This window comes from Clavibacter michiganensis, from assembly GCF_002151125.1.
Lineage (GTDB): Bacteria > Actinomycetota > Actinomycetes > Actinomycetales > Microbacteriaceae > Clavibacter > Clavibacter michiganensis_C.
Genome location: NZ_MDJZ01000016.1, coordinates 204,484 through 228,965 on the forward strand (window position 1 = coordinate 204,484; position 24,482 = coordinate 228,965).

The 24,482-nt window shown below is 73.4% G+C and carries 24 protein-coding genes; 11 read left to right on the forward strand and 13 right to left on the reverse strand.

Annotated features, from left to right (window positions below; translation table 11 throughout):
* Positions 1-25: 25 nt before the first annotated feature.
* The 12 genes from BFL37_RS10375 to BFL37_RS10430 all read right to left on the reverse strand — a co-directional run bounded on the left by BFL37_RS10375 (position 26) and on the right by BFL37_RS10430 (position 10,264).
* Positions 26-1,837: a DUF2207 domain-containing protein gene (locus tag BFL37_RS10375; RefSeq protein ID WP_086515044.1), complete on the reverse strand. Its 1,812-nt coding sequence runs from the start codon at positions 1,835-1,837 to the stop codon at positions 26-28.
* On the reverse strand, positions 1,830-2,219 hold the full coding sequence (locus BFL37_RS10380; RefSeq protein WP_086515045.1) for a hypothetical protein: 390 nt from the start codon (positions 2,217-2,219) through the stop codon (positions 1,830-1,832). The genes BFL37_RS10375 and BFL37_RS10380 overlap by 8 nt, the downstream gene beginning before the upstream one ends.
* A 36-nt stretch (positions 2,220-2,255) precedes the next feature.
* A complete protein-coding gene (locus BFL37_RS10385) occupies positions 2,256-3,605 on the reverse strand; it encodes a serine hydrolase (protein ID WP_241533953.1) in 1,350 nt (449 codons plus the stop codon).
* A gap of 169 nt (positions 3,606-3,774) precedes the next feature.
* Positions 3,775-5,019 carry a glycoside hydrolase domain-containing protein gene (locus tag BFL37_RS10390; RefSeq protein WP_086515046.1) on the reverse strand — a complete coding sequence of 415 codons (1,245 nt, stop codon included), beginning with the start codon at positions 5,017-5,019 and terminating at the stop codon, positions 3,775-3,777.
* 213 nt (positions 5,020-5,232) lie between these two features.
* On the reverse strand, positions 5,233-5,682 hold the full coding sequence (locus tag BFL37_RS10395; protein WP_086515047.1) for a phage holin family protein: 450 nt from the start codon (positions 5,680-5,682) through the stop codon (positions 5,233-5,235).
* An 84-nt stretch (positions 5,683-5,766) separates the two neighbouring features.
* Positions 5,767-6,372 carry a hypothetical protein gene (locus tag BFL37_RS10400; RefSeq protein ID WP_086515048.1) on the reverse strand — a complete coding sequence of 202 codons (606 nt, stop codon included), beginning with the start codon at positions 6,370-6,372 and terminating at the stop codon, positions 5,767-5,769.
* Positions 6,369-6,947, reverse strand: a complete 579-nt coding sequence (locus tag BFL37_RS10405) for a hypothetical protein (RefSeq protein WP_086515049.1) — start codon at positions 6,945-6,947, stop codon at positions 6,369-6,371. Before BFL37_RS10405 ends, BFL37_RS10400 begins: the two co-directional genes overlap by 4 nt.
* Positions 6,944-7,318: a hypothetical protein gene (locus tag BFL37_RS10410; protein ID WP_086515050.1), complete on the reverse strand. Its 375-nt coding sequence runs from the start codon at positions 7,316-7,318 to the stop codon at positions 6,944-6,946. The genes BFL37_RS10405 and BFL37_RS10410 overlap by 4 nt, the downstream gene beginning before the upstream one ends.
* Positions 7,315-7,503, reverse strand: coding sequence for a DUF2273 domain-containing protein (locus BFL37_RS10415; RefSeq protein ID WP_086515051.1), 189 nt, complete (start codon positions 7,501-7,503; stop codon positions 7,315-7,317). The genes BFL37_RS10410 and BFL37_RS10415 overlap by 4 nt, the downstream gene beginning before the upstream one ends.
* The gene (locus BFL37_RS10420) at positions 7,500-7,940 is read right to left on the reverse strand and encodes an Asp23/Gls24 family envelope stress response protein (protein ID WP_086515052.1); all 441 of its coding nucleotides are present in this window, start codon (positions 7,938-7,940) and stop codon (positions 7,500-7,502) included. The genes BFL37_RS10415 and BFL37_RS10420 overlap by 4 nt, the downstream gene beginning before the upstream one ends.
* 204 nt (positions 7,941-8,144) lie before the next feature.
* Entirely contained in the window at positions 8,145-9,302 is a 1,158-nt protein-coding gene (locus BFL37_RS10425; RefSeq protein ID WP_086515053.1) for a helix-turn-helix transcriptional regulator, read from the reverse strand.
* 419 nt (positions 9,303-9,721) lie between these two features.
* A complete protein-coding gene (locus tag BFL37_RS10430) occupies positions 9,722-10,264 on the reverse strand; it encodes a hypothetical protein (RefSeq protein WP_086515054.1) in 543 nt (180 codons plus the stop codon).
* 209 nt (positions 10,265-10,473) lie between these two features.
* Between BFL37_RS10430 and BFL37_RS10435 the strand changes: the two genes are divergently transcribed.
* The gene (locus tag BFL37_RS10435) at positions 10,474-10,911 is read left to right on the forward strand and encodes a hypothetical protein (protein WP_241533954.1); all 438 of its coding nucleotides are present in this window, start codon (positions 10,474-10,476) and stop codon (positions 10,909-10,911) included.
* A 92-nt stretch (positions 10,912-11,003) separates the two neighbouring features.
* Positions 11,004-11,576 carry an NADPH-dependent FMN reductase gene (locus BFL37_RS10440; RefSeq protein WP_086515055.1) on the forward strand — a complete coding sequence of 191 codons (573 nt, stop codon included), beginning with the start codon at positions 11,004-11,006 and terminating at the stop codon, positions 11,574-11,576.
* 60 nt (positions 11,577-11,636) lie between these two features.
* Here BFL37_RS10440 and BFL37_RS10445 read toward each other — a convergent pair whose 3' ends face one another.
* A complete protein-coding gene (locus BFL37_RS10445; RefSeq protein ID WP_172403793.1) occupies positions 11,637-13,994 on the reverse strand; it encodes a beta-L-arabinofuranosidase domain-containing protein in 2,358 nt (785 codons plus the stop codon).
* 183 nt (positions 13,995-14,177) lie between these two features.
* Between BFL37_RS10445 and BFL37_RS10450 the strand changes: the two genes are divergently transcribed.
* The 9 genes from BFL37_RS10450 to BFL37_RS10490 all read left to right on the forward strand — a co-directional run bounded on the left by BFL37_RS10450 (position 14,178) and on the right by BFL37_RS10490 (position 24,461).
* Positions 14,178-15,464, forward strand: a complete 1,287-nt coding sequence (locus tag BFL37_RS10450; protein WP_086515057.1) for an ABC transporter substrate-binding protein — start codon at positions 14,178-14,180, stop codon at positions 15,462-15,464.
* Complete coding sequence (locus tag BFL37_RS10455) at positions 15,461-16,411, forward strand: carbohydrate ABC transporter permease (protein ID WP_241533955.1); 951 nt, start codon at positions 15,461-15,463, stop codon at positions 16,409-16,411. Before BFL37_RS10450 ends, BFL37_RS10455 begins: the two co-directional genes overlap by 4 nt.
* Positions 16,408-17,316, forward strand: coding sequence for a carbohydrate ABC transporter permease (locus tag BFL37_RS10460; protein WP_241533956.1), 909 nt, complete (start codon positions 16,408-16,410; stop codon positions 17,314-17,316). Before BFL37_RS10455 ends, BFL37_RS10460 begins: the two co-directional genes overlap by 4 nt.
* Before the next feature lie 369 nt (positions 17,317-17,685).
* Positions 17,686-18,855 carry an ATP-binding protein gene (locus BFL37_RS10465; RefSeq protein ID WP_086515058.1) on the forward strand — a complete coding sequence of 390 codons (1,170 nt, stop codon included), beginning with the start codon at positions 17,686-17,688 and terminating at the stop codon, positions 18,853-18,855.
* A 271-nt stretch (positions 18,856-19,126) separates the two neighbouring features.
* The gene (locus BFL37_RS10470; protein WP_241533957.1) at positions 19,127-20,152 is read left to right on the forward strand and encodes a LacI family DNA-binding transcriptional regulator; all 1,026 of its coding nucleotides are present in this window, start codon (positions 19,127-19,129) and stop codon (positions 20,150-20,152) included.
* 38 nt (positions 20,153-20,190) lie between these two features.
* Entirely contained in the window at positions 20,191-21,237 is a 1,047-nt protein-coding gene (locus BFL37_RS10475; protein ID WP_086515059.1) for a LacI family DNA-binding transcriptional regulator, read from the forward strand.
* 226 nt (positions 21,238-21,463) lie between these two features.
* Complete coding sequence (locus tag BFL37_RS10480; protein WP_172403794.1) at positions 21,464-22,678, forward strand: extracellular solute-binding protein; 1,215 nt, start codon at positions 21,464-21,466, stop codon at positions 22,676-22,678.
* Positions 22,675-23,634, forward strand: a complete 960-nt coding sequence (locus BFL37_RS10485; protein WP_172403795.1) for a carbohydrate ABC transporter permease — start codon at positions 22,675-22,677, stop codon at positions 23,632-23,634. Before BFL37_RS10480 ends, BFL37_RS10485 begins: the two co-directional genes overlap by 4 nt.
* On the forward strand, positions 23,631-24,461 hold the full coding sequence (locus tag BFL37_RS10490) for a carbohydrate ABC transporter permease (RefSeq protein WP_086515061.1): 831 nt from the start codon (positions 23,631-23,633) through the stop codon (positions 24,459-24,461). Before BFL37_RS10485 ends, BFL37_RS10490 begins: the two co-directional genes overlap by 4 nt.
* Positions 24,462-24,482: the final 21 nt, after the last annotated feature.

A 24,482-nucleotide genomic window follows, 5' to 3' on the forward strand; every position in this document is an offset into this window, starting at 1 on the left:
GCCTCGGCGCGGGCGCCCGACCGGGTCAGACCCCGCCGCCCCCGCCTCCTCCACCGCCGCCGCCGGAGGTCGTGCCTCCCGTGGATCCGCCGCTCGAGCTCGTCCCCGAGTACGCGCCGTGCATGCTCGACGACACCGAGCCGAGGCTCGAGGCGAACACCGCGGGCGCGAAGGGCGTCTGCCCGGCGTACCAGCCCGGCCGGCTCCGCTCGTGCTCGTAGCGGCGGCCGAGCTCGTCGGCCCACTCCTCCTCCTGGCCGAACATCGCGGCGTACGGCAGCAGCTCCTCGGTGAGGCGCAGCACGTCGCGGTCGTCGCGCGGGAGGTCGTGCCGCTCGGCGCCCTCGGGCGACTGCAGCACGCGGATCCGGTCGGCCTCGGCCAGGCGGATGAACTCGCGCAGCCCCAGGAGGTGGTCGCGGAGCGCCACGCCGCGCGCGGTGAGCGGGTGCTTCGCGACGAGCACGACGGTCGCGCCGAGCGCGAGCACGCCCGCCACGAGGAACGCGATCACGACCGGTCCGCCGAACGCCTGCGCGAGCGAGAGCACCGCGAAGACGATCGCGGCGGCCATGCCGAGCGTCGCCGCGACGAGCAGCAGCACGATCGGTCCCATCGGCAGCGGCTTCCGCAGGCCGTCCGCCACCGTGCGCTTCGTGACCCGGGCCATCAGCGTCCGGATCCGCGTCGTGGCCTTCGCGTCCGTGCGCGTCAGGTCCTTCACCGCGCCCGCGCCCGCGCCGTCCCCGAAGACCGCGGCGACGAAGCGCTGCTCGTCGGGGTCGGTGACGCGCGACGGGTCCACGAGCTCGAGCGAGAACGTCGGCTTCCGGCCGCCGTCGCGCTGCAGGATCCGCACGGCGCCGCGCACCGCGAGGTCGAGCAGGAGGGCGGTCGTCGCGCGGGCGGCGTCGCCCGAGATCACGGACGAGACCAGCACCCCCACGACCTCAGGCGGGTCGTACTGGGCGACGATCGTGCCGCGGCCGGGCGCGTCGGCGAGGCGCCGACGGCGCAGCACGAGGGCGCCCGCGGCGGCGGCCAGCGCGAGGAGCGCGCCCGCGAGCGACAGCGACGGCCACGGAGCTGCGAGGAACGACGAGTCGCGCGGCGTGAAGGTGCCGGGCTCGAAGCCGATGGAGAGGCTGAGGTTCTCGCGGGGCGCGAGATCGGTGGCGCTCGCCGTGAAGCCGGTGTCGGTGCGGGTGATCTCCGCGGGCCCATCGGCGCCCGCGGGTCCGGCGGCCGCGTCCGCGCCGCCCGTGAGCCGGGGGAGGAGCGCGGGCGCGATCTCGACGGTCGCCGTCACGCGCCCGAACGGCTGGGCCCAGCCGAGGCCGTTGACGTCCCAGTAGAACTCGTCGGCCTCCGTGTCGGAGAACGCGCGGGTCACGTCGCGCTGCTCGTACTCGATGACGTAGGTCTGCTCGCCGCGCACGTACCGGTCGTCGTCGGCGATGGTGAGCACGAGGGCGCCGTCGTCCGAGTCGGACTCGTAGGCGCGCGCGGCGCCGACCTCGTCCGTCACGGAGAGCACGCGGAGGCCCGTCGGGTGGCCGTCGTAGTCGCGCACGAGCTCGCGGCGGATCCCCCGGTTCTGGTCCCGGTCGGGGAACTCGGCCACGAGCGTCTCGGTGGTGAGGAGGACCGAGCGGCCCTCGTCGTCGGCCGAGAGGCGGTAGAGGGCGTCGAAGGAGCGGAAGGAGAAGTCGTCCACGTCGGCGTGGGCCGGGGCGGCGAGGCCGAGCGGGATCGCGAGCGCGGTCAGCAGCGCGGCGACCAGCAGCAGGCGGATCCGGGCGGCGCGGCCGGCGAGGCCGTCCGCGCGCTCACGCACCGGTCGCTCCGGCGGTCGTGCCGGATCCCGGCCCCGCGTCGACCAGCCGCCACTCGGCGACGAACCCGCGCACGCTCCGGGTCTCGAGGTCGAGCCGCACGCGCTGCAGCAGCCGGTCCGCTTCGTCGAGGTCGCCCGCGTCCGTGCGCAGGACCTCCCGGCCCGTGTCGATCCGACGGACGACGAGCTGCGCCTCCCGGCCGAAGCGGCTGAGCTCCCCGCCCAGGCCCACGACCGTGAGCGCGACGCCGCTGATCGCGCGCACCGCCCGTCGCACGGGCCGTCGCGGCCCGGGCTCCAGCACCGCCTCGAGGACCTCGGCGGCGACCGCCTCGTCCCGGCCGCCCTCGCCCGTCGTGCCGGATGCGCCATCGCCCGTCATCGTGCTCCCCTCGCGCGGCCCCCGCCGCACCCGGAGTCAACCACGGGCGTCGTCCGCCAGCAGGGCCGCGGCGTCCGCGGCGAGGCCCGCGTAGGCCGACTGCCGCTCGAGCCCGGACGCCTCGCGCGCCGCGGCCTGCACGACCACGGTCCACGCCTCGTCCCCGTCCTCGACGAGGTACGCCAGCGCGAGCGTGCCCACCGAGCTGCCGCCCTTGAAGGCCACGTGGTCGAAGCGCTCCGGCTCGGGCAGTCCCGGGTTCGCCGAGAGGATCCCGCGCACGGGCTCCCCGGCGGGCGTCTCCGCGAGCTCGGCGAGGCGCACGTGCGCGCGGGCGATGTCGTCGGGGGTCGCGAACCAGTCGACGCCGTCGGTCCACACGACGTCGGTGACCGCGGTGACGGGGACGTCGAGGACGCCACCGGGCAGAGCGTCGAGGAGCGCGCGCCGTTCGGTCGCGTCGCCGTCGGCCCACGCGGCGCGCAGGGCGCCGTCGTCCTGCCAGCCGATGCGGAACAGGTCGCGCGTGGTCGGGAGCGGCACGTTGCGCGGCGGATCCGAGTGGCCGAGGTCCGCGAGCGCCGCCTCCACCCGCTCCCGCCCGACCGCCTGGATCAGCATGTCGGTGGCGGTGTTGTCGCTGATGGAGATCATCTTCTCCGCGGTGTCGCGCACGCTCACGACGGTGCCGGTCGGCGCGTCCTGCAGCTCGCCCGAGGGGAGGCTGCGCACGTCGTCGGTGACGGTGAGGGGGTCGTCCCAGCCGATCCGGCCCTCCTCCACCGCCTGCACGAGCGCGCCGAGCACGTAGAGCTTCACGATGGATCCGATGGGCCGCGCCTCGGTCGCCCCGACGCCCTCGGGCAGCACCTCGAGGATCCGCTCGCCGAGCTCCCCGTCGGAGACCCGCGTGACCGTGAGGGACACGTCGCCGCCGAGCGCGGCGGCCTGCTCCTCGAGCTCGTCCCAGCTGGTGGCGGGCTCGCGGTCGCCCTCGGGCTCGCCGAAGAACAGGCCCTCGATGAGCCCCGCCCCGTCGACGGAGACCTGCATGTCGAACGTGCCGGCGTCCGCGCTCTGGATGGTCGTCACCGACTGCCCGCCCTGCTCCTCGTGCGCGGTCGCGGTCCACGGACGGCCCTCGCGCACCTGCTCCAGCACGGCCGCGATCTCCTCCGCCGAGGCCGCGTCGAGCATCACCTGCGCCAGGCGCTCGCCGGTCTCCTGCACGGGCACGGCGTCGTCGGCGTCCACCGTGTCGAGCAGCCACTGCGCCTGCTGTCCGACGGGCGTCCCCGGCAGCACCACCGGCTCGGTCACCGGGGCCGGGGTGGCGGTGGCGGGATCCGCGGGCGACGCGGAGCACGCGGCCTGGAGCGCGGTCACGGCGGCGATCGCGAGCGCGAACGCGACCCGGGCGGTACGGGATGGACGGGTGGGTCGGTGCGATGGCGCAGGCATGCGTCCATCCGACACGAACGGGGCCGCCCGGGCGTCCCCCAGGAGGGGGAATCGTCCGGGCGGCCCCGTGGGTCGCCGCGCGTCGAGGGGTGGATCAGCCGCGCGGCTCGACCCGGCTCTGGCCCGGGTCGCGGCCGGACACGACGTTGGTGTCGATGTCGAACGCCTGGTCGCCCTCGCCGACGGTGTGCTCGAGGATCTGGTCGAACGCCCAGTTCTCGGGGATGCGCACGCCGAGGTTGGCGCCCCAGCCGGTGGACATGTCGGCCACGAAGCTGAGCTCGGTGAGGTGCGCGGCCGCGAGGGTCGCGCAGATCCGGCGGCCGGCGTACACGCCGATCCGGTACGCGCTGCCGCGGCGCTGGAGCTCCGCGTGGATCCCGCGGAAGTACGGCTCGAGGTACGTCTCGACCTCGTCGCGCGTGGCGTCGAAGTCGATCGCGTAGTAGATGGTGGTGCCCGGCAGGAAGCCGAGGCGTCGTGCCGCGTCGTCCGCGCGGCCGGCGGCGCGCACCCCGAGGTCGTACGAGAAGTACGTGGTGTCGGTGCCGCCCTCCTGGAAGATCGGGAACGCCTTGAGGCCCCCGGCGAAGATGGCCTGGAGCTCCCCGTCCTGGATGCGCTTCTCGAGCGCGTCCGGCCGGTCGGAGTCCGTGAGGTAGCGCCCGACGATCGTGTAGCCGGCGTCCTTCAGCGTCTTCGCGCGCTCGGGGGTGATGACGGTGATCCCGTCGATCGCGGCGCCGGGACGCGTCGGGTCGCCGTTGCTGGCGAGGAGCGCGGCCCAGGTGCGGTAGTCGCCGACGCCCGTCTCGGGGAGGGCGACGGTGCGCTGGAACTGCGCCAGGCGCGTGCCCTGCTCGGCGGAGAACCTGCCGTCGACGGGGCCGTCCCACGTGCTCATGACCACGAGCGACGCCTGCAGCAGGTGCACGAGGTAGCCGGTGGTGTCGGCGGATCCCACCTGGAGGGTCGCCTGCTCCTGCAGCGTGGTGCGGGTGAGGGGGCCGAAGGCGCCGTTGGCGGTGGCCTCGTCGATGCCCATCTCGAGCTGGAGCGCGTGGATGAGCGCCTTGTGCGCGTCGCCCGTCCACACGCCGTCGGTGGTGACGGCCGGGAAGCCGGTGCGGGCGCCGTAGCGCGCGACCAGCTGCTCCTGGATGTCACGGACGACCGGGCGGCCGTTCGACGCGAGGGGCGTCTCGGGGATGGGCGGTGCGGGGGTCGTGGCCTCGTCGGCGTGCGCGGGACCCGCGGCGACGAGGGCGACGGGGACGGCGGCGAGTGCGCCGCCCAGGACGGAGCGTCGGGACAGGACGGGGCGTCGGGACAGGTTCATCGGTGTGCCTCCCATGCCGGACCGCCGATCAGACCGCCCGCGTGGCGGGCGACGAGTCCGGGGGACGGCGGTCTGCGGTTGTTCGACGGCCGGATGGCGACGCGTGGTGCCGCCGGGCCGTGCGGGCGTGAACGGTCACCGTACGTGAGGCCGATGCGCGCCGCCGCCCGGCGTCCACAGGGAGGCCGGGCGGCGGGCGGAGCGGGCGGTGCGTCATCCGGCGGATCCCGCGGGCCCGGTCGGCCCGTCGGATCCGTCGCCGCCCGCACCCCGGTCGCCGGGGCGCATGCGGTCGCGCGCGTGGTGCAGCGTGTCCGACGGCACGGGCGGCACCCCGCGGGAGAGCCGCGCGAGGCCGAGGCGGACGACGACCGCGGTCGCGATGCCGAAGAGCGCCAGCGTGATGAGCGTCGCCGCCCACAGCGGCAGCGCGAGCAGCAGGAGCGCCACGATCACGGCGGCCAGGAGCCCCAGCGAGACGAGCGCGAGGGCGACGCCCGCGCCGAGCATGATCGCGCCCGAGCGGGCGGACCGGGCGCGCTCGCCGACTTCGCGCTTCGCGGAGTCGATCTCGGCGCGCACCGCGCGGAGCAGGGGGTCGACGGCCTTCTGGGCGAAGGATCCGCCCAGCCAGCCGCCGCGGGAGGAGCTGTCGTCGGTCATGGTGCGTCTCTTCTCTGTTGCAGGTGACAGACGGCCGCCCCGGCACGGATCGCGGAGGATCCGTGACCGGGGCGGCAGCAGGGATCAGGCCAGGCGGGTCTCGCTCGTCATGCTCGAGCGGAGGCCGCCGGTGATCTGGATGACGACCGGCACCTCGGTGCCGAGCACGGCGTCGAGCCGGGTGACGGCCTCGTCGACCGTACGGCGGACCGCGACGGGCGAGACGCCGCGGCGGGCGACCGCGGTGACCCGCAGCGTCGTGCCGTGCGCCACCTCGAACGCCGTGACGTCGACCGACACGATCGCCGGGTCGTCGCGCAGGGCGTCGACGAGCAGCTGCTCGGCGAGCTTCGCGTCGATGACGACCGATCCGCCCGTGGGCGACCCGGCGTCGCGTCCGCCCTGGAGGCGCACGAGCGTCCCGGTGCGGCCGTGCCCCTGGCGGAGCGCGAACCAGGCGAGGACCACGATGAGCACGAGCGCGACCAGCGCGACGACCCAGGGGATCCACGGCTGCCCGCCGGAGAGCGCGTCCCCGACCGGCTGCTTCGCGTCGGACGCCGCGCCGGAGACCGTGGACTGGACGTCGGGCAGGAGGCTGCCGGCGCCGAGGGCGACCCCGGCCGCGATCAGGACCAGCCCGACCACGATGACGAGGAGGCGGTTCAGCGCCCTGTTCGTGCTGGTCATGAGCCCACCTTCCCGTCCTTCGCGAGCGTCACCTTGGCGGTGAGCCTCGGCGTGTAGTCGTAGCCGTCGAGCTCGGCCCGGACGGCCTGCTCGATGGCGGCCCGGTCCGGCGTGTAGCCCGTGGAGGGCGTGAGCCGGACGAGCACCTGGCGCTTCGAGACCGAGACGTCCACCTGGTCGGGCGACACCTCGCCCGCGTAGCTGGCGGTGAGGGCGACGGAGCGGGCGATGACGCGGTCGTCGACGACGGCCGCGGTGCGTCCGACGCTCCCGCCGCGGCGGCCGCGGCTGCCGGGCTTGATCCCCACGATCACGAGGATCAGCCCGACGACCGCCACCACGACGCCGACCGCGACGAGGGCGCCTGCCGGGGCCGACGCGGCGTCGAGCGTCGCCGACGCGAGGTCGGCGGGCGCGAGGAGCAGCGGCGCGGTGCCGACGGCCGCGAGGACCGACTCGGTGCCGAGCCAGGCGAGCACGAGGATCAGCAGCACGGCGAGCGTGATGGCGATCCCGGCGCGCGACGAGTGCGTCTCCCGCCGCACGAGGCGGCGGTAGGTGCTGTCGGTGCTCATGAGACCCTCCTGCGTTCCTGGATGCGCGCGCCCGTGATCCGGAGGTCGACCCGGCCCACGGTGGATCCCGTGAGGCCGAGCACGCGCTCGCGGACCTCGGTCTGCGCGGCGGTGAGGCGCTCCACCAGCGACCCCTCGCGGACCGGGCGGTCCGAGAGCGCGGGGACGCGGATGGGGGTGCGCGCCTCGACGGCGAGCTTGCCGCCGGCGTCCGTCAGCGTGACGGAGACGTCGCCGGCCGGCACCTCGAGGGCGTCCGCGGTGACGGCGGAGACCACGCGGCGCACGGCGCGCGGCGCGATCGTCGTGCGGCCGCGGGTCGCCTGCGACGCGGTGCCGGGCGTCCCGGGAGCCGCGATCGCGGTGCTCACGACGACCGGCGCCCGCGGAGGGCGTCGGCGAGGCCGCGGACGTCCAGCTTGCCCTCGAGGACGCGGCCGACGCCGAAGCCCGCGGCCATGAAGATCAGCACGAGGAGGAAGCCCCCGAAGCCGAAGGCGAGACCGGAGAGCGCGAGGACCGCCCCGACGAGGAGGCCCGTGACGGTGGGGGTCACTGGACGCGCTTCTCGGCCGCGTCGTCGTCGGACGACTTGTCGGACGGCAGGTTCACGTCGCTGATGGTGACGTTGACCTCGGTGACCTCCATGCCGACGACCTGGTCGATGGCCTCGGTGATGGCGGTGCGCACGTCGTCGGCGACCTGCTGCAGGTCGACCGGGTACTCGGCGATGAGCGTGACGTCGACGGCGACCTGGGTCTCGCCGACCTCGACGGAGATGCCCTGGCCGCGGTCCTGCTGGCCGATGACGTTGCGGATCGCGCCGACGGCACGGGCCGCGCCGTTGCCGAGGTCGTGGACGCCGGCCACCTGGCGGGCCGCGATGCCGGCGACCTTCTCGATCACGCCGTCGGCGATGGTGTTCTTGCCGCCGGTGGTGCCGGTCGTGCCGGTGACGCCGGTGGACGCGGACGTGGGGGTGATGCTCGACATGGTGTCTCTCTCTCGTGGTGGTCGGACGGTGATGGTGGTGCAGCTGCGTGGCGCGGATCGGAGGGTGCCTCGCGATCCCGCCTCGTCATTCAGACGCATGGACCGGGTGGTTCGGCACGCGGTTCAGGCGACTCCCAGGGAGCGCGGGCGGCGCTTCGCCTGCCGGACACGGATCGGGGCGGGAGCGGATGGCCTCTCCGTCCGTCAGCCGCGCAGCGTCGCGCTCGGCAGCTCGCCGAAGCGCTCCGCGTAGGAGGCGGCGAAGCGGCCGAGGTGGCCGAAGCCCCACTGCTCGGCGACCGCCCGCACGGTGGTCGTGGTGGGCGACGCGTCGCGCAGCTCGGCGCGGACGCGGTCGAGCCGGATCCCGCGGAGCAGCGCGCTCGGGGTCGTGTCCTCGTAGCGGCGCACGGCCAGCTGGAGCACGCGCGTGCTGATCCCCGCGGCCCGCGCCGCGTCCGCCGGCGTGATGGGCCGATCGGCGTGGTGGTGCAGGTACTCGATCGCGGTGCGCACGGCGCTCATGCGCGGTGCCCGCATCTCGGCGCTGAACGGCACGTCGTGCCACGGGAACAGCTGGAGCGTGGCGCGCGCGACGAGGAGGCCGGCCTGCATCCGCAGCAGCGGGCTCGACGTGGCGTCCTGGAGGACCGGGCTCGCCTCCCCGACGGCGTGCCGCCAGGCGGTGGTCCGCTCGGCGCCGGGCTCGCGGGCGTGGTCGAAGACGAGCGGGCGGGAGCGCCCCTCGTGCAGCTCCGCGGCGGTCTCCTCGAGGAAGGTCGCGTCGATGTGCACGAGGTTCTGCACGCTGGGGGCGCAGCGGAAGGTGAACGACCGGCCGGAGGGCAGGAGGAACGGGCGGGATCCGCTCGAGCGCACCTCGTGCGAGCCGACGTCGACGGCGCCGGATCCCTCGCGCCACCAGGCGACGACGTAGTCGGGCAGCGCGGGCAGCCGGCCCCAGTGCTCGGCCGGGAAGGTCGACGAGCGGAGCGTCACGTTCTCGTCGCCGACGAACGAGTACCGGTACGCGAAGTCGCCCGGGCCCTTCGTCGCGTGGAACTCGGTGCCCGGGTGGAGCGCGGCGTAGCGCGCGACGGCCTCGTCGATGTCGGTGCCGGACATGTGGCCGCGGCGCAGCGCGGGTGCCGGGGCCTCCGCGGCCCACTCGCCGAGGTCGCCGGCCCGGGCGTCGGCGCCCGCGCCGCCCTCGTGGGGCGCGATGGTGTCGACGGTGGCGTCGCCGTCGTGCGGGCGGGCGTGCGGCAGCCCGCCACGGGCCCGCTCGTCGTGCGGCGGGCGCAGCGCGTGCAGGGGGGACGCCTCGCGGTGGCGCCCGTCGGGCGCGGATGCGGTGCTCATGGATCCTCCGTCCTGCGCGACCGGGATCCGATCGCGTGTCATGGAGTGGACGTTCCCGGCGGGGCGTTCGTCACGCTTCTCAGGGCGATGCGCGCCCGGCCGCCGTGCCGGATGCGGGCGGCGGGGTCCGCGGCCTCGGCCCGCGCGCTCCTGCCGCTCGCCGGGCTGATCGGCTACCTGTCGAACATGGGCACGCTCCGAGGAGGTCGGCGGTGAGCACGGCTCGTCCATGAGCATCCGCGGTGCCCACGATCCACCCCGCATCCGTCGTGCGCAATGCCTTCGGGCCCGCACAGCGCTGGGATCCGGCGCCCGGCTACCGGTATGCGGGGCCGGATCGCGCACAGGGGTCCGCCGCACCGCGGACAGCACGACGGCGGGGCGCCCTCAGGCACCCCGCCGTCGTCCGTGCGTCGTGACTAGCTCTTGAAGCGGTCGATCCAGCCGGCGACCGGGCGCTGCTGCTCGCCCTGCTGGGCGGCGAGCACGACGAGCACCGCGGTGAGCGCGGGGATCGCCCACTGGAGCACCTTCTGCTGCTTTTGGGCGCTGGCGAGCTCGTCGGAGACGGCGGCGCCGGGCTCGGTCGTGCCCTTCGGGGCCTCGTCCGCGTGCTTCGCCATGCGACCGCCGACGAGTGCCGAGTACAGCGTCGTGCCGGCGGCGGCGATGGTCAGCACGGTCTTGACGTTCGTGTTGGTGCGGGCCTCGCCCTGGGCTGCGAGGCGGCCCTTGTTGGCGTAGATGAGGCCGAGTCCGCCGACGGCGTGCGCGCCGAGGGCGGCGAGCTGCACGGGCGCCCACTTGGCCCAGCCGATGGAGGAGAGGCGCACGCGCTCCTGCGGCTGCTTGGCGGCGGCCGCGGCGCCGTTGAGGCCGACCGCGCCCATGAGGGATCCGCCGAACCAGGCCGCGAGGCCGAGGTCGTGCATGCTCCTGATGACGGTGTTGCGTTCTGACATGGTGCTTCTCCCGAGTCGTTGGACGGCCGCCCGCGAGGCGGCCGCTGCCTGTGAGCTGGACGCTACGCCCGGGATCGAGCAGTGTGCAGGGGGTCAGCGGATGCCCAGGGTCGAGGGCCAGGGGAGCATCGGCGGCGGACGTCAACGGATCCTGGGAGTCGCGACCCCCGCCCTTGGCGCCGCCCGCCCGGCCCGGTTGCATGGACGTGATGTCCGCCGCGCGGCGGGCCGGACAGATCGAGGGGACGGATGCCATGGGCAAGGCGTGGATGGTGATGGTCGCGGCGGTGCTCGGCGGCCACGGCTTCGTGGGGCTGTTCATCGAGGGGTCGCACCTGCTCGGCGTCCTCAACGTCGACATCTTCGTCGACGTCCTCTACCTCCTGAGCGCGGTCGTGCTGCTCGTCGCCGGCACCCGTCAGCTCGGACCGGGCGCGATCCGGGCCACGCTCGCGGCGTTCGGCGGCCTGTTCACGCTCCTGGGCGTGCTGAGCATCCTCGACGACGAGCTCGGCGGCCTCACGCCCACCGGCTTCACCGTCGTCGACGACTTCCTCTTCTTCGGGATCGGCCTCTCCGGTCTCGCGCTCGCGCTGACCCCCAGCTCGGCCGAGCCGCTGACCACCGGCGGCAAGGCGCTCAACTAGCCGCCGAGGCACGGCACCCGGGTGGCGTCCACCCGCCGCCGCTAGGCTCCATGCGCGCGCATGGAACTGATCCGTGCGGGAAGGAGCACCCCATGAGCACCACGTACCGCGTCGGCTACCTCGTCGGCAGCCTGTCGTCCACCTCCATCAACCGGGCCCTGTCGCTCGCGCTGAAGCGCCTCGGCGCGCAGGCCGGCCTCGAGCTCACCGAGATCCCGATCCAGCCGCTGCCCTTCTACAGCGCCGACATGGACGGGGACTACCCGCAGGTCGCCGACGACTTCAAGGCGGCCATCGCCGACGCCGACGCGATCCTGATCGCGACGCCCGAGTACAACCGCTCGATCCCCGGCGTCCTCAAGAACGCGCTCGACTTCGCGAGCCGCCCCTACGGCGAGAACGCGTTCCAGGGCAAGCCGAGCGCCGTCATCGGCACGTCCATCGGCTCCGTCGGCACGGCCGTCGCGCAGCAGCACCTCCGCAGCATCCTGTCGTACCTCGCCTCGCCCGAGCTGTCGCAGCCCGAGGCGTACATCCAGACCACCGAGGGCCTCATCTCGCCCGAGGGCGAGATCTCGAACGCCGGCACGGAGGAGTTCCTCCTCACCTGGCTGCAGGCGTTCCACGCGCACATCGAGCGCAACCTGCAGGCCGTCTCCGCGTAGCGGACGAGGCGCACGACGCGGGGCCCGGGCGGATCGTCCGGGCCCCTCGTCGTCGGCGGATCAGCGCCGGAGCTGGATCCCGAGCACGTCCCGCGTGCGCCCACCCGGCAGCGCGTGCACCGACACTGCGATCGCTCCGGCGGGGGATCCGGCGCGCATGGCGTCGGTGATCCGCACGTCGAGCGCGTCGTCGTCGGCCTCGCCGCCGAGCTCGCGCGGGTCGGCCTCCGCCTCGACGCCGCCGACGCGGATCGACTGGCCGACGACGGGGGCGGAGCCCGCGGCATCGCCCGTCCCCGCCTCGCGCCGCAGCCGCACGCGCACGACGGTGGCCGTGCCGCCGGGATCCCGCAGCTCGTACGAGAACCAACCGGTCGCGCTCCGCCAGTGCACGCCGTCGGCGCCGCCCGCCCGCGTGCCCTCGCCGCGGAAGCCGTGGTCGACCTCGGGCTGCTGCTCGCCCGCGGCCACCTCGTCGACCACGTCGTCGTCGGTGCCCGCGGCGTCCATGGCGCGCAGCTCGGCGACGCGCGCCTCGGGCTCGGCGCCGGTGGGCCACACCAGCGTGTACCGCTCGTCGTGGATCCCCGCGAACGGCTCCAGCGCGACCGACACCCGCCCGCCGTCCCGCCACGCGTCGAGCCGGAACGCGAGCGCGGGACGATCGACGAGCGTCACGGCGTCGGCCGGATCGACCGCGGTGACCACGGGCGCGCGCTCGAGCGGCACCTTCGTGGCGGGCGTCACGTGGCCCATGCGCGAGTCCTCCGCGAGCGAGCCCGCGACGCCGTCGCCGATCCCGTCGACGCCGTCGCGCGAGGCGAGCGCCACCGGTCCGTACCGGAACGACGTCCACGCGGATCCGTCGGGCAGGCGCTCGGCCCGCACCTCCATGCCGAGCTCCACGGTCACGACCGTCGTCGCCGACCACGTCCGCCGGAGCGACGCGTAGGCGGCGCCGGGCGCGGGCACGACGGGGGAGGCGGCGCCGTCGACGCGCACCTCCATCGACGTCGCCCAGCCGGGCTGCCGGAGCCGCAGCTCGAGGTCCACCTCCGCGTCGGCCTCGACGGTCACCGTCATCCGGCCGTCGCGCGCCACGTCGCCCGCGATGCGCGCGCGGATCCCCCGCTCCGCCCAGTCGAGCTCGGCCGGCACGTAGAGGTCCACGAGCAGCGCGTCGTCCCCCGCGCGCGCGAACACCTGCTCGCCGTAGCGCGCGTGGTTCTCCATGCCGGTGCCGACGCAGCACCACATCGACTCCTCGGCCACGGAGTACACGCGGTGGTGCGCCGGTCGGAGCGAGGTGAAGTAGACGAGCCCGCCGTGCTCGGGGTGCTGCGTGGAGAGCACGTGGCCGAGGGTCGTGCGCTCGACCTGGTCGAGGATCGCCGGATCCCCGGTGCGCTCGAACCGCAGCCGTGCGAGCTCGAGCATGTTGTAGCTGTTGCAGGTCTCCGGGCCCTGCTCGTCGAGCACCATGGGCGCGAAGTCGCGCGACGGGTGGAAGTGCTCGCGCACGCTGTTGCCGCCGATCACGACGCTCCGCCGGTGAGCGACCGAGTCCCAGAACGCGTCGGAGGCGGCGAGCAGGCGCGCGTCGCCCGTCATCCGGCCGAGGCGCTCGACGCCGATGACCTTGGGGATCTGCGTGTTGGCGTGCAGCCCGTCGAGCTCGTCGCGGCCGGCGGCGAGCGGATCCACGAGGGCGCGCTGCGCGAACCGCCGTGCCTCGGCGAGCAGGTCGTCACGGCCCGTGATCCCCGCGAGCGTCGCGAAGGCGTCGCACATGCCGCCGTGCTCGGTGGCGAGCATCCCCTCGAACCGGTCGTCGTCGAGGTGCGCCGAGACGCCGAGCCACCAGTCGGCCAGCCCCGCGGCCATGCGCAGGGCGCGGGCGGATCCCGTGTGCTCGTGCGCGTGGAGCAGCCCGCGGAGCGTCTTGTGCAGGTTGTAGAGCGGCACCCACCTGCCCTCGAGGTCGAAGGTGTCCGCCTCGATCCGGCCCTCCGCGATGGTGCGGCCGAACTCCCGGCCGTCGGGCACGCCGCCGAGCCATCCGTCGCCGGCCGCCTCCTGGCAGCGCTCGAGCACGTCGAGCATGTGCTCGAGCCGGGGCAGCAGGCGCGGGTCGCCCGTGGCGGCGTGCAGCTGCGCGAGCGCGGAGAGGTGGTGACCGCCGACGTGGCCGTCGAGGCCGATCGCCTCCCAGCTGCCGTAGCTCGGCACGGGGGACTCGAGCCCCGCCTCGCGGAGGAACGGCGCGAGCAGCCGGTCGGGATCCTGGCGCAGCACGTACTCGACGTCGGTGAGCTGCGCGTGCCGGAGCGGTCCGTCGCCGAGGCGCACGGCGGAGAGCGGGAAGCCCTGGACGGCGCCGATCACGGCGGGGTGCGCGGCGGCGGGGAGTGCGGTCATCGGGATCCTCGGCTCTCGGCGTGCGGACGCGGCGGCGGTGCCGGGCCCGGATCGACCTGCCCTTAACGGGCAGTACATCGATGCACATAATCTAGTACAACGATGTAGAAGGCGCCATGGCGGCGCGTGCGGCCTCCGGGCCGAGCCTCTCGGGGCCGACACGTCACGGACACGAGGAGCGCGATGAAGCGGACCACGACGAGGCTGGGCGCCGCGGCGACCCTCATGATCACGGGCCTCGCGCTCACCGGATGCTCCGCGGGAGCGGGCGACGCCGACGACGGCACCGTCACGCTCTGGATCCGCGACTACGAGAAGGCGCTCGTCGAGCCGCTCGCCGAGGCGTACAACGCGACGCACGAGACGCAGGTCGAGATCACGCTCGTGCCGTCGCCCAGCTACGTGCAGAAGCTCGCGACCTCCATCGCCGGCGGCGACCCGCCGGACGTGGCCGCGCTCGACCTCGTCTTCACGCCGTACTTCGCGCAGGCCGGCGCGCTGGTCGACATCACCGACCGCGTCGACGCGCTCGGCTACGCGGACGACTTCAGCCCCGCGCACGCGTCGGTCTCGGTGTTCGACGACCGCACCTACGCCGTGCCGTTCACCGGCGACGCGTCCGTCCTCTTCTACAACAAGACGCTCTTCGCCGAGGCCGGGCTCGACCCGGAGGATCCGCCGTCGACGCACGCGGAGATCCGCGCCGCCGCGAAGGCGATCACCGAGCTCGGCGACAGCACCTACGGCTACTCCATCCCCGGCGCGTGCGGCGGCTGCCTCATCTTCGGCTTCACGCCGCTGATCTGGGGCGGCGGCGGCGACGTGCTCTCGGCCGACGGCCGCACCGCCACGCTCGACAGCCCGGAGGTTACGGAGGCCCTCGAGCTGATGCGCGGCATGTGGACCGACGGCAGCATGCCGTCCCTGGCGCGCACCGACGCGGGCCCCAACACCGCGACCGCGTTCCAGCAGGGCACCGTCGGCATGATCGCCGACGGCACCGCCACCATGGGCTCGCTCGTCGCGGGCGGGAAGGTCGACTTCGGCGTCACCCCGCTGCCCGGGAAGGACGGCGGATCCGCGTCCTTCGGCGGCGGCGACACCCTCACCATCCTCGAGGGCTCGGACGACGTCGACGCGGCGTGGGAGTTCGTCGAGTGGGCGACGGGCGAGGAGGCGCAGACGATCCTCGCCGAGCAGTCGGTCGTCCCCATCCGCACCGACCTGCTCGACGAGGTCTACGTGCCGCAGGACCCGCGCTACTCCGTCTTCGCGGACGCGCTCCGGGTCGGCCACGTGCCGTTCAGCCCGGTCGAGAACGAGCTGTTCAACGACAACAACGGGGTCTGGGTCAACCTGATCTCGCAGTCCGTGTTCGGCGGCGGGATCCCGGAGGCGCAGCGCGAGGCCCAGGCCGAGGCGCAGCGCATCCTCGACTCCGTCGTCTACGTCGAGGAGGACGAGAAGTGACCGCACCCGTGATCACCCGGCTGGAGGGCGCCGTCGCGTCCCCGGCCCGCAGCGCGGTGCGCGACCGCGGCGGCATGGCGAGGAGGCGGCGCCGCACCGGGATCCTCCTGGTGCTGCCCGCCCTCGTGATGCTCGTCACGTTCTTCATCTGGCCGCTGATGCGCACCATCGCGATGAGCACGTACACCTGGCCGCTGCTCGGCAACCGCGCCTTCACGGGGCTCGCGAACTACGTCGAGGCGTTCCAGGACCAGGCGTTCCTCGAGGCGGTCGGCTTCACGCTGGTCTACACGGCGGTCGTGACCCCGGTGCTCCTCGTGATCGGCCTCGTGCTGGTGCTCCTCATTCAGCGCCGCACCCGCACGGCCCGGATCTTCCAGTCGATCTTCTTCCTGCCCGTCGTCGTCGGCCTCGCCTCCGCGAGCTACCTCTTCCTCTTCATGTGGCAGCCGGTGATCGGGCCGACCATGAAGGCGCTCGCAGGGGTCGGGCTCGTGGACGTGTCGACGAACATGTTCGGCGGATCCGTGACCGCGTTCCTCGTGGTCGTGAGCATGGTCGCGTGGAAGTCCGCGGGGCTGCAGATGCTGCTCCTGCTGTCGGGCTTCCAGTCGATCCCGCAGGAGGTGAACGAGGCGGCCGAGGTGGACGGGTCCACGCGCTGGCAGCGGTTCTTCCACATCACGCTGCCGCTGCTGCGGCCGACCCTCGCGCTCGTGCTGGTGTTCAGCGTGGCCGGGTCGCTGCTGGCGTTCGACCAGTTCTACATCATGACCGCGGGCGGGCCGGACAACGGCACCATCACGGCGGTCTACGAGATCTACCGCTCCTCGTTCATCCGGCTCGACCTCGGCTACGGGGCCGCGCTCTCCATCATCCTCATGGTCGTCCTCGGCCTCGTCAGCGCAGCCCAGATGCTGCTCCTCCGGAACTCGGACCACTCATGAGCACCTCCGCCCCCGCCCGCCCCGCCTCCTCCGCTTGCGCCGAGGGCGCGCCCCCGACCCGTGCCGTCCGCGACCGCGACGCCCGCGGCCTCGGCGCCGTGCGCGCCTCCATGCCGCGCCTCGCCTGGTACGTCGCGTGCGGCTGCGTCGCGCTCCTCTTCCTCTACCCGCTCGGGATCATGCTCGGCACCGCGCTCACCGCGCAGGACGGCTCGATCGGCTTCGGCAACGTGCAGCGGCTCCTCACGCCGACCGGCGGGCTCGACCTCCTGACGAGCCTCCGGAACAGCGTCTTCGTGTCGCTGCTGGTGACGGCGATCACGATCGTGGTCTCGACCCTCGCCGGCTACGCCTTCGCGCGGCTGCCGTTCCGGGGGAGCGACGTGGTGTTCTTCGTCGTGCTGATCACGTTCATGATCCCGTTCCAGGCGATCATCACGCCGCTGTTCCTGACGCTCATCGAGCTGGACCTCGACAACAGCCTCGTCGGCCTCGCGCTCGTGCTCGCCACGTTCAACCTGCCGTTCGGCATCTTCCTGATGCGGAACTCGTTCGCCGCGGTGCCCGCGAGCCTCGAGGAGGCGGCGCTCATCGACGGGAACACGCCGCTGCAGGCGATGGGCCGGGTGATGCTGCCCATCGCGATCCCCGGCATCGTGTCGACCGCGCTCCTCACCTTCTTCTCGGCGTGGAACGACTTCTTCGCGACGCTCATCCTCATCACCGACCAGAGCCTCTACACGCTGCCGGTGAGCCTCAACATCCTCTCGGCCGGCCAGAACAACGCGGTCGACTGGGGGCTGATGCAGACGGGTGTCGCCGTCACGGTGATCCCGTGCGTCGTGCTGTACCTGCTGCTGCAGCGGTACTACGTGGCCGGGCTCATCAGCGGCGCCGTGAAGTAGGGGCGCCTGCCGCCACCGTGGCCATCGCGCAGGTGGTCCGAGCCCAGTGGGCCACGTCCCGCAATGCGCCCACTGCGCCACGGGCCACAGCACCTGGATCGACGGCGACGATGCCCACGGTGAAGGCGACGTCGCTGCCGCCGTAGGCCTGCACGCGAACCCCGCGACCCTCGACCTCGGGCGTAGGCGGCTGCTCGCTCCGCCGCACAGGGGATGCGACCGCGTCAGGAGACGGGGTCAGCGCCTTTCCGGGGCGGCGACGGCATCCGCTGCCCGGTCGCGTCTCGCCGTCGTACTGACGCAGTTCTCCCGAGATATCCCGTTGTCTGTCAAGATCTGACAGACACGGGGAGAAGAAGGGAGATCCGCATGGACAGCACCTCCAACCCCTACGCGCCGGGTGCCGGCGCACGACCGCCCGCACTCGTCGGCCGCGACGCCGAGCTCGAGACCTGGCGGATCTCGGTGGCACGCGCCGCAGCCGGACGAGCTCCCCGCTCCCTCGTCCTCTACGGGCTCCGTGGCGTCGGCAAGACCGTGCTGCTCAGCGAGATGTCCGGTGAGGCCGAGAACGCGGGATGGGTCGTCGCCCAGATCGAAGCCGCCGCCGGGACGTCCATGCGCGGCGCTCTCGCCTCCGCCCTCCAGGGCCACGTCGCCCGCATCGCCCGACGGAACCGGAAGCGGCCCTTCCTCCGCGCGCTGAAGACCGCCCTCTCGTTCTCCGCACGCGTGGACGCCGACGGCACCACCACCTTCGGGCTCACGCTCGACGACGTCGAAGCCGAGCTGGCCGACTCCGGCGACATCGAACTCGACCTCACCACCGTCGTCGACGGCATCCTCGGCGCGGTCCGCGACGACGGTCTCGGCCTCGCCATCCTCATCGACGAGGCCCAGGACCTCACCCCCGACGAGCTCGTGGCCATCTGCGCCGTCGCCCACCGGGCATCCCAGCGACAGGCGCCCATCCTCTTCGTCCTCGCCGGGCTGCCGAGCCTCCCCACCCGCCTCGCCGAGGCCAAGTCCTACTCCGAGCGCCTGTTCCAGTACCGCAACATCCGCGAGCTCGAACCGGAAGCCGCCGCGGCAGCCCTCACGGTCCCCGCCAGCGACGAGGGCGTCACCTGGACCGACGACGCCATCGAACTCGTGGTGACGCTCACCGGCGGGTACCCCTACTTCCTCCAGGAGCACGGCTCGGAGGCGTGGCTCGAGGCCGCGTCATCTCCGATCTCCCGGGACGACGCCCAGAACGGCGCTGAGCTGGCCCTCCGGCACCTCGACGACGGCTTCTACCGCACCCGTTGGGACCGGGCCACGCCGCTCGAGAAGGAGTACCTCCGCGCCATGGCCGCCGACGGCGACACCGGATCGAAGACCGCCGACGTGGCACGCCGCCTCGACCGCACCACCCAGCGCCTCAGCAAGATCCGCCAGAACCTCACCGACAAGGGCATCATCTACGCGCCCGAACACGGACGCATCGCCTTCACCGTCCCGTGGATGGCAGCGTTCATCGAACGGCAGCCAGCCTGACGGTCATGGGTGCGGACCGGGGGAGCGGGGCCGTCCTGGACGTGCCGGCTGCCTCTCGACGGCACGTGCTCGCGATCAGCCGTCCGACGCGATCGACGGTGCTCGTCGACATGCTCGACGCCGAGCGAGACGCGCGTGATGTCCGACCGCCGGTGACGACCGCCCCCGGGCCACGGCGCCACAGCGCCCGGACGCCCGGCGTGCGAGGCTGGGCGCTGTGTGCGCCGGCCCGCCAGGGACCGGCGGCGGACGGCGACACGAGGGGGAGCGGATGGCGGCCACGATGAGCGACGTCGCGAAGGCCGCCGGCGTCTCCATCAAGACCGTCAGCAACTTCTTCAACGGCTACCCGTACATGCGCGACGAGACGCGGGCGCGGATCGAGGCGGCCGTCGCCGAGCTCGGGTACCGGATGAACGCGTCGGCCCGGAACCTGCGCTCCGGCCGGTCGCGCATGATCGCGCTCGTGATCCCCGAGCTCGACAGCGCCTACCTCGCGCCGCTCGCGCAGGACGTCATCGACGCGGCCGACGAGCTCGGCCTCAGCGTGCTCGTCGAGACCACGGCGGGCCGGCGCGACCGCGAGATCGGCGCGCTCTCGGGACTGCACCGCCAGGTGCTCGACGGCGTGATCTACGAGCCGCTCGCCCTGCACCAGGAGGACGCGGGCCTCATCGACCTGAACGTGCCGCTCGTGATGATCGGCCAGCGCTTCCTCGAGGGGCTCGCGGACCAGGTGCTCATCGCCGACCGCGACGCCGCGCGCGCCGCGGTCGCGCACCTCGTGGAGACCGGCCGGCGGCGGATCGCGCTCATCGGCGTGCGCGACGCGGACGAGCCGTCGGGATCCGCGCTCCGGCTCCGCGGCGCCGAGGACGCGCTGACCGCGGCCGGCATCGCGCTCGACCCGCGCCTCCAGGTGGATCCCGGCCCCTGGCGCCGGGAGTCCGGCGCCGCCGCGATGGCCCGCCTCCTCGACGACGGCGTCGAGGTCGACGCCGTGTTCGGCTTCAACGACTCCCTCGCGCTCGGCGCCCAGTGGATGCTCCAGGAGCGCGGCATCCGCGTCCCGGAGGACGTCGCCGTCGCGGGCCTCGACGACACGGAGGACTCGCGATTCGCGCAGCCGCCGCTCACCACGGTGTCGCCCGGCCGCCGGGCCATCGCGCGCCGCGCTGTCGAGATGCTGGCCGAGCGGATCGAACGGGGCGCGGACGCGGGCCCCTTCCGCACCGAGACCATGGGCTTCGAGCTGCGGGTGCGCGGGTCGACGGGGTCGCGCGAGGCCTCCCGATAGCGACGAACGCGCCCTCGGATGCTGGGTAGCCTGAGCGCATGGTGACCATCCGCGACGTCGCTGCCGACGCGGGCGTCGCGCGCAGCACGGTCTCCTACGTGCTCTCCGGCAAGAAGAAGCTGCCCGACGCCACCCGGGAGCGCGTGCTCGCGAGCGTCTCGAAGCTCGGCTACCGGCCGGATCCCGCGGCCCGCGCCCTCGCGCTCCGCCGCACCAACATCCTCGGCTTCCTCGCCTCCATCGACCCGGCGTCCCGGGAGTCGGACATCGAGGTGTTCATGCGCTTCGTCCGGGCCGGCATGTACGAGGCCAACCTGCGCGGCTTCGACCTGCTCATCATGGGCAAGGGCGAGGACGAGCTGCGGGGGGACGTGCTCGCCGACGCGCTCGTCGTGATGGACATCCGCGACGACGACCCGCGGATCCCCGTGCTCCAGGCCATCGGCCTCCCCACCGTCCTCGTCGGGCACCCCGGCCGGCCGTCCGCGTTCAGCGCGGTGGACCTCGACTTCGAGGAGGCGGGCCGCGTCGCCGTCGACCACCTGGTCGCGCTCGGGCACCGGGAGATCGCGCTGCTCGGCTCGAACGCGCCGGCCGCCGAGACGGAGATGGGCTTCGCGGTGCGCTTCCGACGCGGCTTCGCGCAGCGGTGCGCGCACCACGGGATCGAGGGCGCCATCGTCCCCTCCGCGGTCGGCGACGACGCGGCGGAGCGGTGGCTCGACGCCGCGCGCGACGCCCTCCCCGGCGCGAGCGCGATCGTCGCGCACACGCCGGGCGAGCTCGAGCCGATCGCGGCGGCGCTGCGGGCGCGCGGCGTCCGGATCCCCGAGGACTGCTCGCTCATCACGGTCGCGCCCGAGGTGGTCATGCGCGCGTCCGCGCTGCCGCTCACGGTGATCGACCTCCCCGGCGACGAGATGGTGCGTCGCGCCATCGGCCTCGCCGTCGACGAGCTCGCGGGCACGGCGGAGCCCGGCGTCGTCGAGCTGCTGCCCGCGGTGCTGGGCGACCTCGGATCCACCGGGCCGCACGTGCCCGGCGTGGGCGGGACGGCCTTCCGCTCCGCGTCCGCGCGCGCCTGATCCGCCGGGATCCCGCCCGCGCCGACGCCCGCCGACGGTGGCACCGACCTCACGCGCCTAGCCGCGAGATCACGGATGGAGAACCGGTTCGCCGAAAGTGTTGAACCGGTTCTCCAAAACTCCTAGGCTCGCCGACAAGCCGCCGTCACGGGCCGCTCCTCCCGGCATCGCCGCCGCGGACGGAGACGGACCCGGGCGCACAGGTACGTATTCAGAGAGGAATACCGTGAACAAGACACGCACCCGCACCGCCCTGGCGGCCACCGCCGTCGTCACCGCAGGCCTGGCCCTCACCGGCTGCTCCACGGGGGGAGGGGGCGGCTCGGACGCGTCCTCGCTCACCCTCTGGGACAGCTTCACCCAGTACGACGCGTCCTCGCCGTACGGGAAGCTCATCAGCGGCTGCGAGACGAGCACCGGCATCACCATCGAGCGCACGCAGAACCCCGACAACGAGACGAAGTTCCTGCAGGCCGCGTCGTCGAAGACCACGCCGAACCTCATCGTGCTCGACAACCCGGCCATCGCGCGGTTCGCCGACACCGGCCTCCTCGTGCCGAACGACGAGTCGGGTCTAGACACCTCCGCGGTGCTGCCCAACGTGCTCGCCGCCGGCCAGTACGACGGGAAGACCTACGGATCCTCGATCGGCGCCAACACCCTCGCGCTCTTCTACAACACGGACCTGCTGCAGGCCGCGGGCGTCGAGCCGCCCACCGACTGGGCGAGCCTCCAGGACGCCGCCGCGAAGACCACCCAGGGCGACGTGCAGGGCCTCGGCTTCTCCGCGATCGGCACCGAGGAGGGCACGTTCCAGTTCCTCCCGTTCTTCTGGGGAGCCGGAGCCGACCTCTCCGACATCTCCTCGCCCGAGGCCGTCCGCGCGCTCACCCTCTGGACCGACCTGGTGGAGGGCGGCCAGGCGTCGAGCGCCAACGTCAACGCCAACCAGCAGGACATCCGCGACCAGTTCCTCGCCGGGAAGCTCGCGATGATGGTCAACGGCACGTGGCAGCTCTCCGCGCTGGACGAGGCGGGGCTCCCCTACGGCGTCGTCCCGCTCCCCGCGGCGGACGGCGGCGCCGCGCCCAGCCCGCTCGGCGGCGAGTTCGTCGAGGTCGTGGTGAGCGACCAGGCGAAGCAGGATGCCGCCGCGGAGTTCGCGCAGTGCATGATCGACCCGGCCAACCTCGCCGACTGGACCGCCGGGCAGTCGTACATCTCCCCGTACGCCGACGCGGCCGCCGAGCAGGCGTCGTCGGACCCGGAGCTCGTGCCGTGGGTCGACGCCGTGTCGGTCGCGCAGGGCCGCACCGCCGACCTCGGCATCGCCTACCCGGACACCTCGAAGGCGCTGTACCAGGCGATCCAGGAGGCGCTCACCGGGAGCAAGTCGCCCCAGGACGCGCTCGACGACGCCGCGGCGACGCTCAAGAAGTGAGCGGCCGCGTGATCGACCGCCCCCTCGCCCCCACCCGGGGCGCGGGGGCGGATGGCCCGGCCGACGGGCGGCCTCCGCGCCGCCGGCCGTACCGCACGGTGAGCGTCGTCGCCGCCGTCGGCTTCATGGCGCCGGTCGTCGCGTTCCTCGCGATCTTCTTCGTCTACCCGATCATCCGCGGCTTCCTGCTGAGCCTGCAGGAGTACGGGCCGCGCGCGTTCGTCACGGGCGAGGCGCCGTACGTCGGGTTCCAGAACTACGTGACGATCCTCACCGACAGCCTGTTCGCGACCATCGCCTGGCACACGGTCGTCTTCACCGTGGTCTCGCTCGCGGGGCAGTTCGCCATCGGGCTCGCGCTCGCGGTGTTCTTCACCCGCAGGTTCCCGCTGTCCACGACGTTCCGGTCGCTGATCCTGCTGCCGTGGCTGCTGCCGCTCATCGTCTCGGCGACGGCCTGGCGGTGGATGTTCGACCAGCAGTTCGGCATCATCAACGCCGCGCTCGGCACGCCGATCGGCTGGCTGAGCGACCCGTCGGTCTCGCTGTGGTCGGTGATCATCGCCAACATCTGGCTCGGGATCCCGTTCAACATGATCCTGCTGTACGGCGGTCTGCAGGGCATCCCGGAGAACCTCTACGAGGCCGCCGCGCTCGACGGCGCCGGCCGCTGGCGCACCTTCCGCAGCATCACCTGGCCGCTGCTGCGTCCCGTCACGGCGGTGACGCTGCTGCTCGGCCTCGTCTACACGATCAAGGTCTTCGACGTGATCTGGATCCTCACCAAGGGCGGCCCCGCCAACAGCTCGCACACCCTCAGCACGTGGGCCTACGAGAAGTCGTTCACCGACCTCGACTTCGGCGTGGGCGCCGCGGCCGGCGAGATCCTCGTGGTCGTCGCCCTCGTCTTCGGCCTCGTCTACGTGCGGGCCCAGCGCAAGGAGGCGCAGTCGTGAACACCATCGACACCCCGGTCCGCCGGTGGACGAACGCCGCCATCGGCCTCGCCATCTGCGCGGTCCTGCTGTTCCCGCTCTACTGGATGCTCAACGTCTCGCTGACGAAGCCCCAGGACCTCATCTCGAGCACCCCGAGCCTGTTCCCCGCGGATCCCACGCTCGACGGGTACGCGCAGGCCATCTCGACGCAGCTGCCGAACCTGGTGACGAGCCTCGTCATCTCGATCGGCTGCGTGATCCTCACGCTCGCGATCTCGCTGCCCGCGGCCTACGCGATGGCGAAGTTCAAGGTGCGGGGCACGGGCGCGGTGATGTTCGTGTTCCTGCTCGCGCAGATGATCCCGGGCATCGTGCTCGTCACTGCCCTGTTCGCGATCTACAACGCGCTCGGGCTGCTGAACACGTACCCGGGTCTGATCCTCGCCGACGCCACCGCGTCGGTCCCGTTCGCCGTGATCGTGCTGCGCGCGTTCATGCTCGGGATCCCCGACGAGCTGCTCGAGGCCGCCCGCATCGACGGCGCCACGAGCTGGCGCGCTTTCGTCTCCATCGTCGTGCCGCTCAGCCGGAACGCCATCGTCACGGCGGCGCTGTTCTCGTTCCTGTTCGCGTGGGCCGACTTCCTCAACGCGAACTCGCTCACGTCGGGCAACAGCATCGTGCCGTTCACGCTCGGGCTGTACCGCTACATCGGGTCCACGACGACGAACTGGAACGGGATCATGGCGACCGCCGTCATCGCGTCCATCCCCGCGGCCGTGCTGCTCGTCGTCGCGCAGCGGTTCGTCGCCGCGGGCGTCACGGCCGGTGCCGTGAAGGACTGAGCGCGGCGGGCCCGGCGCCGA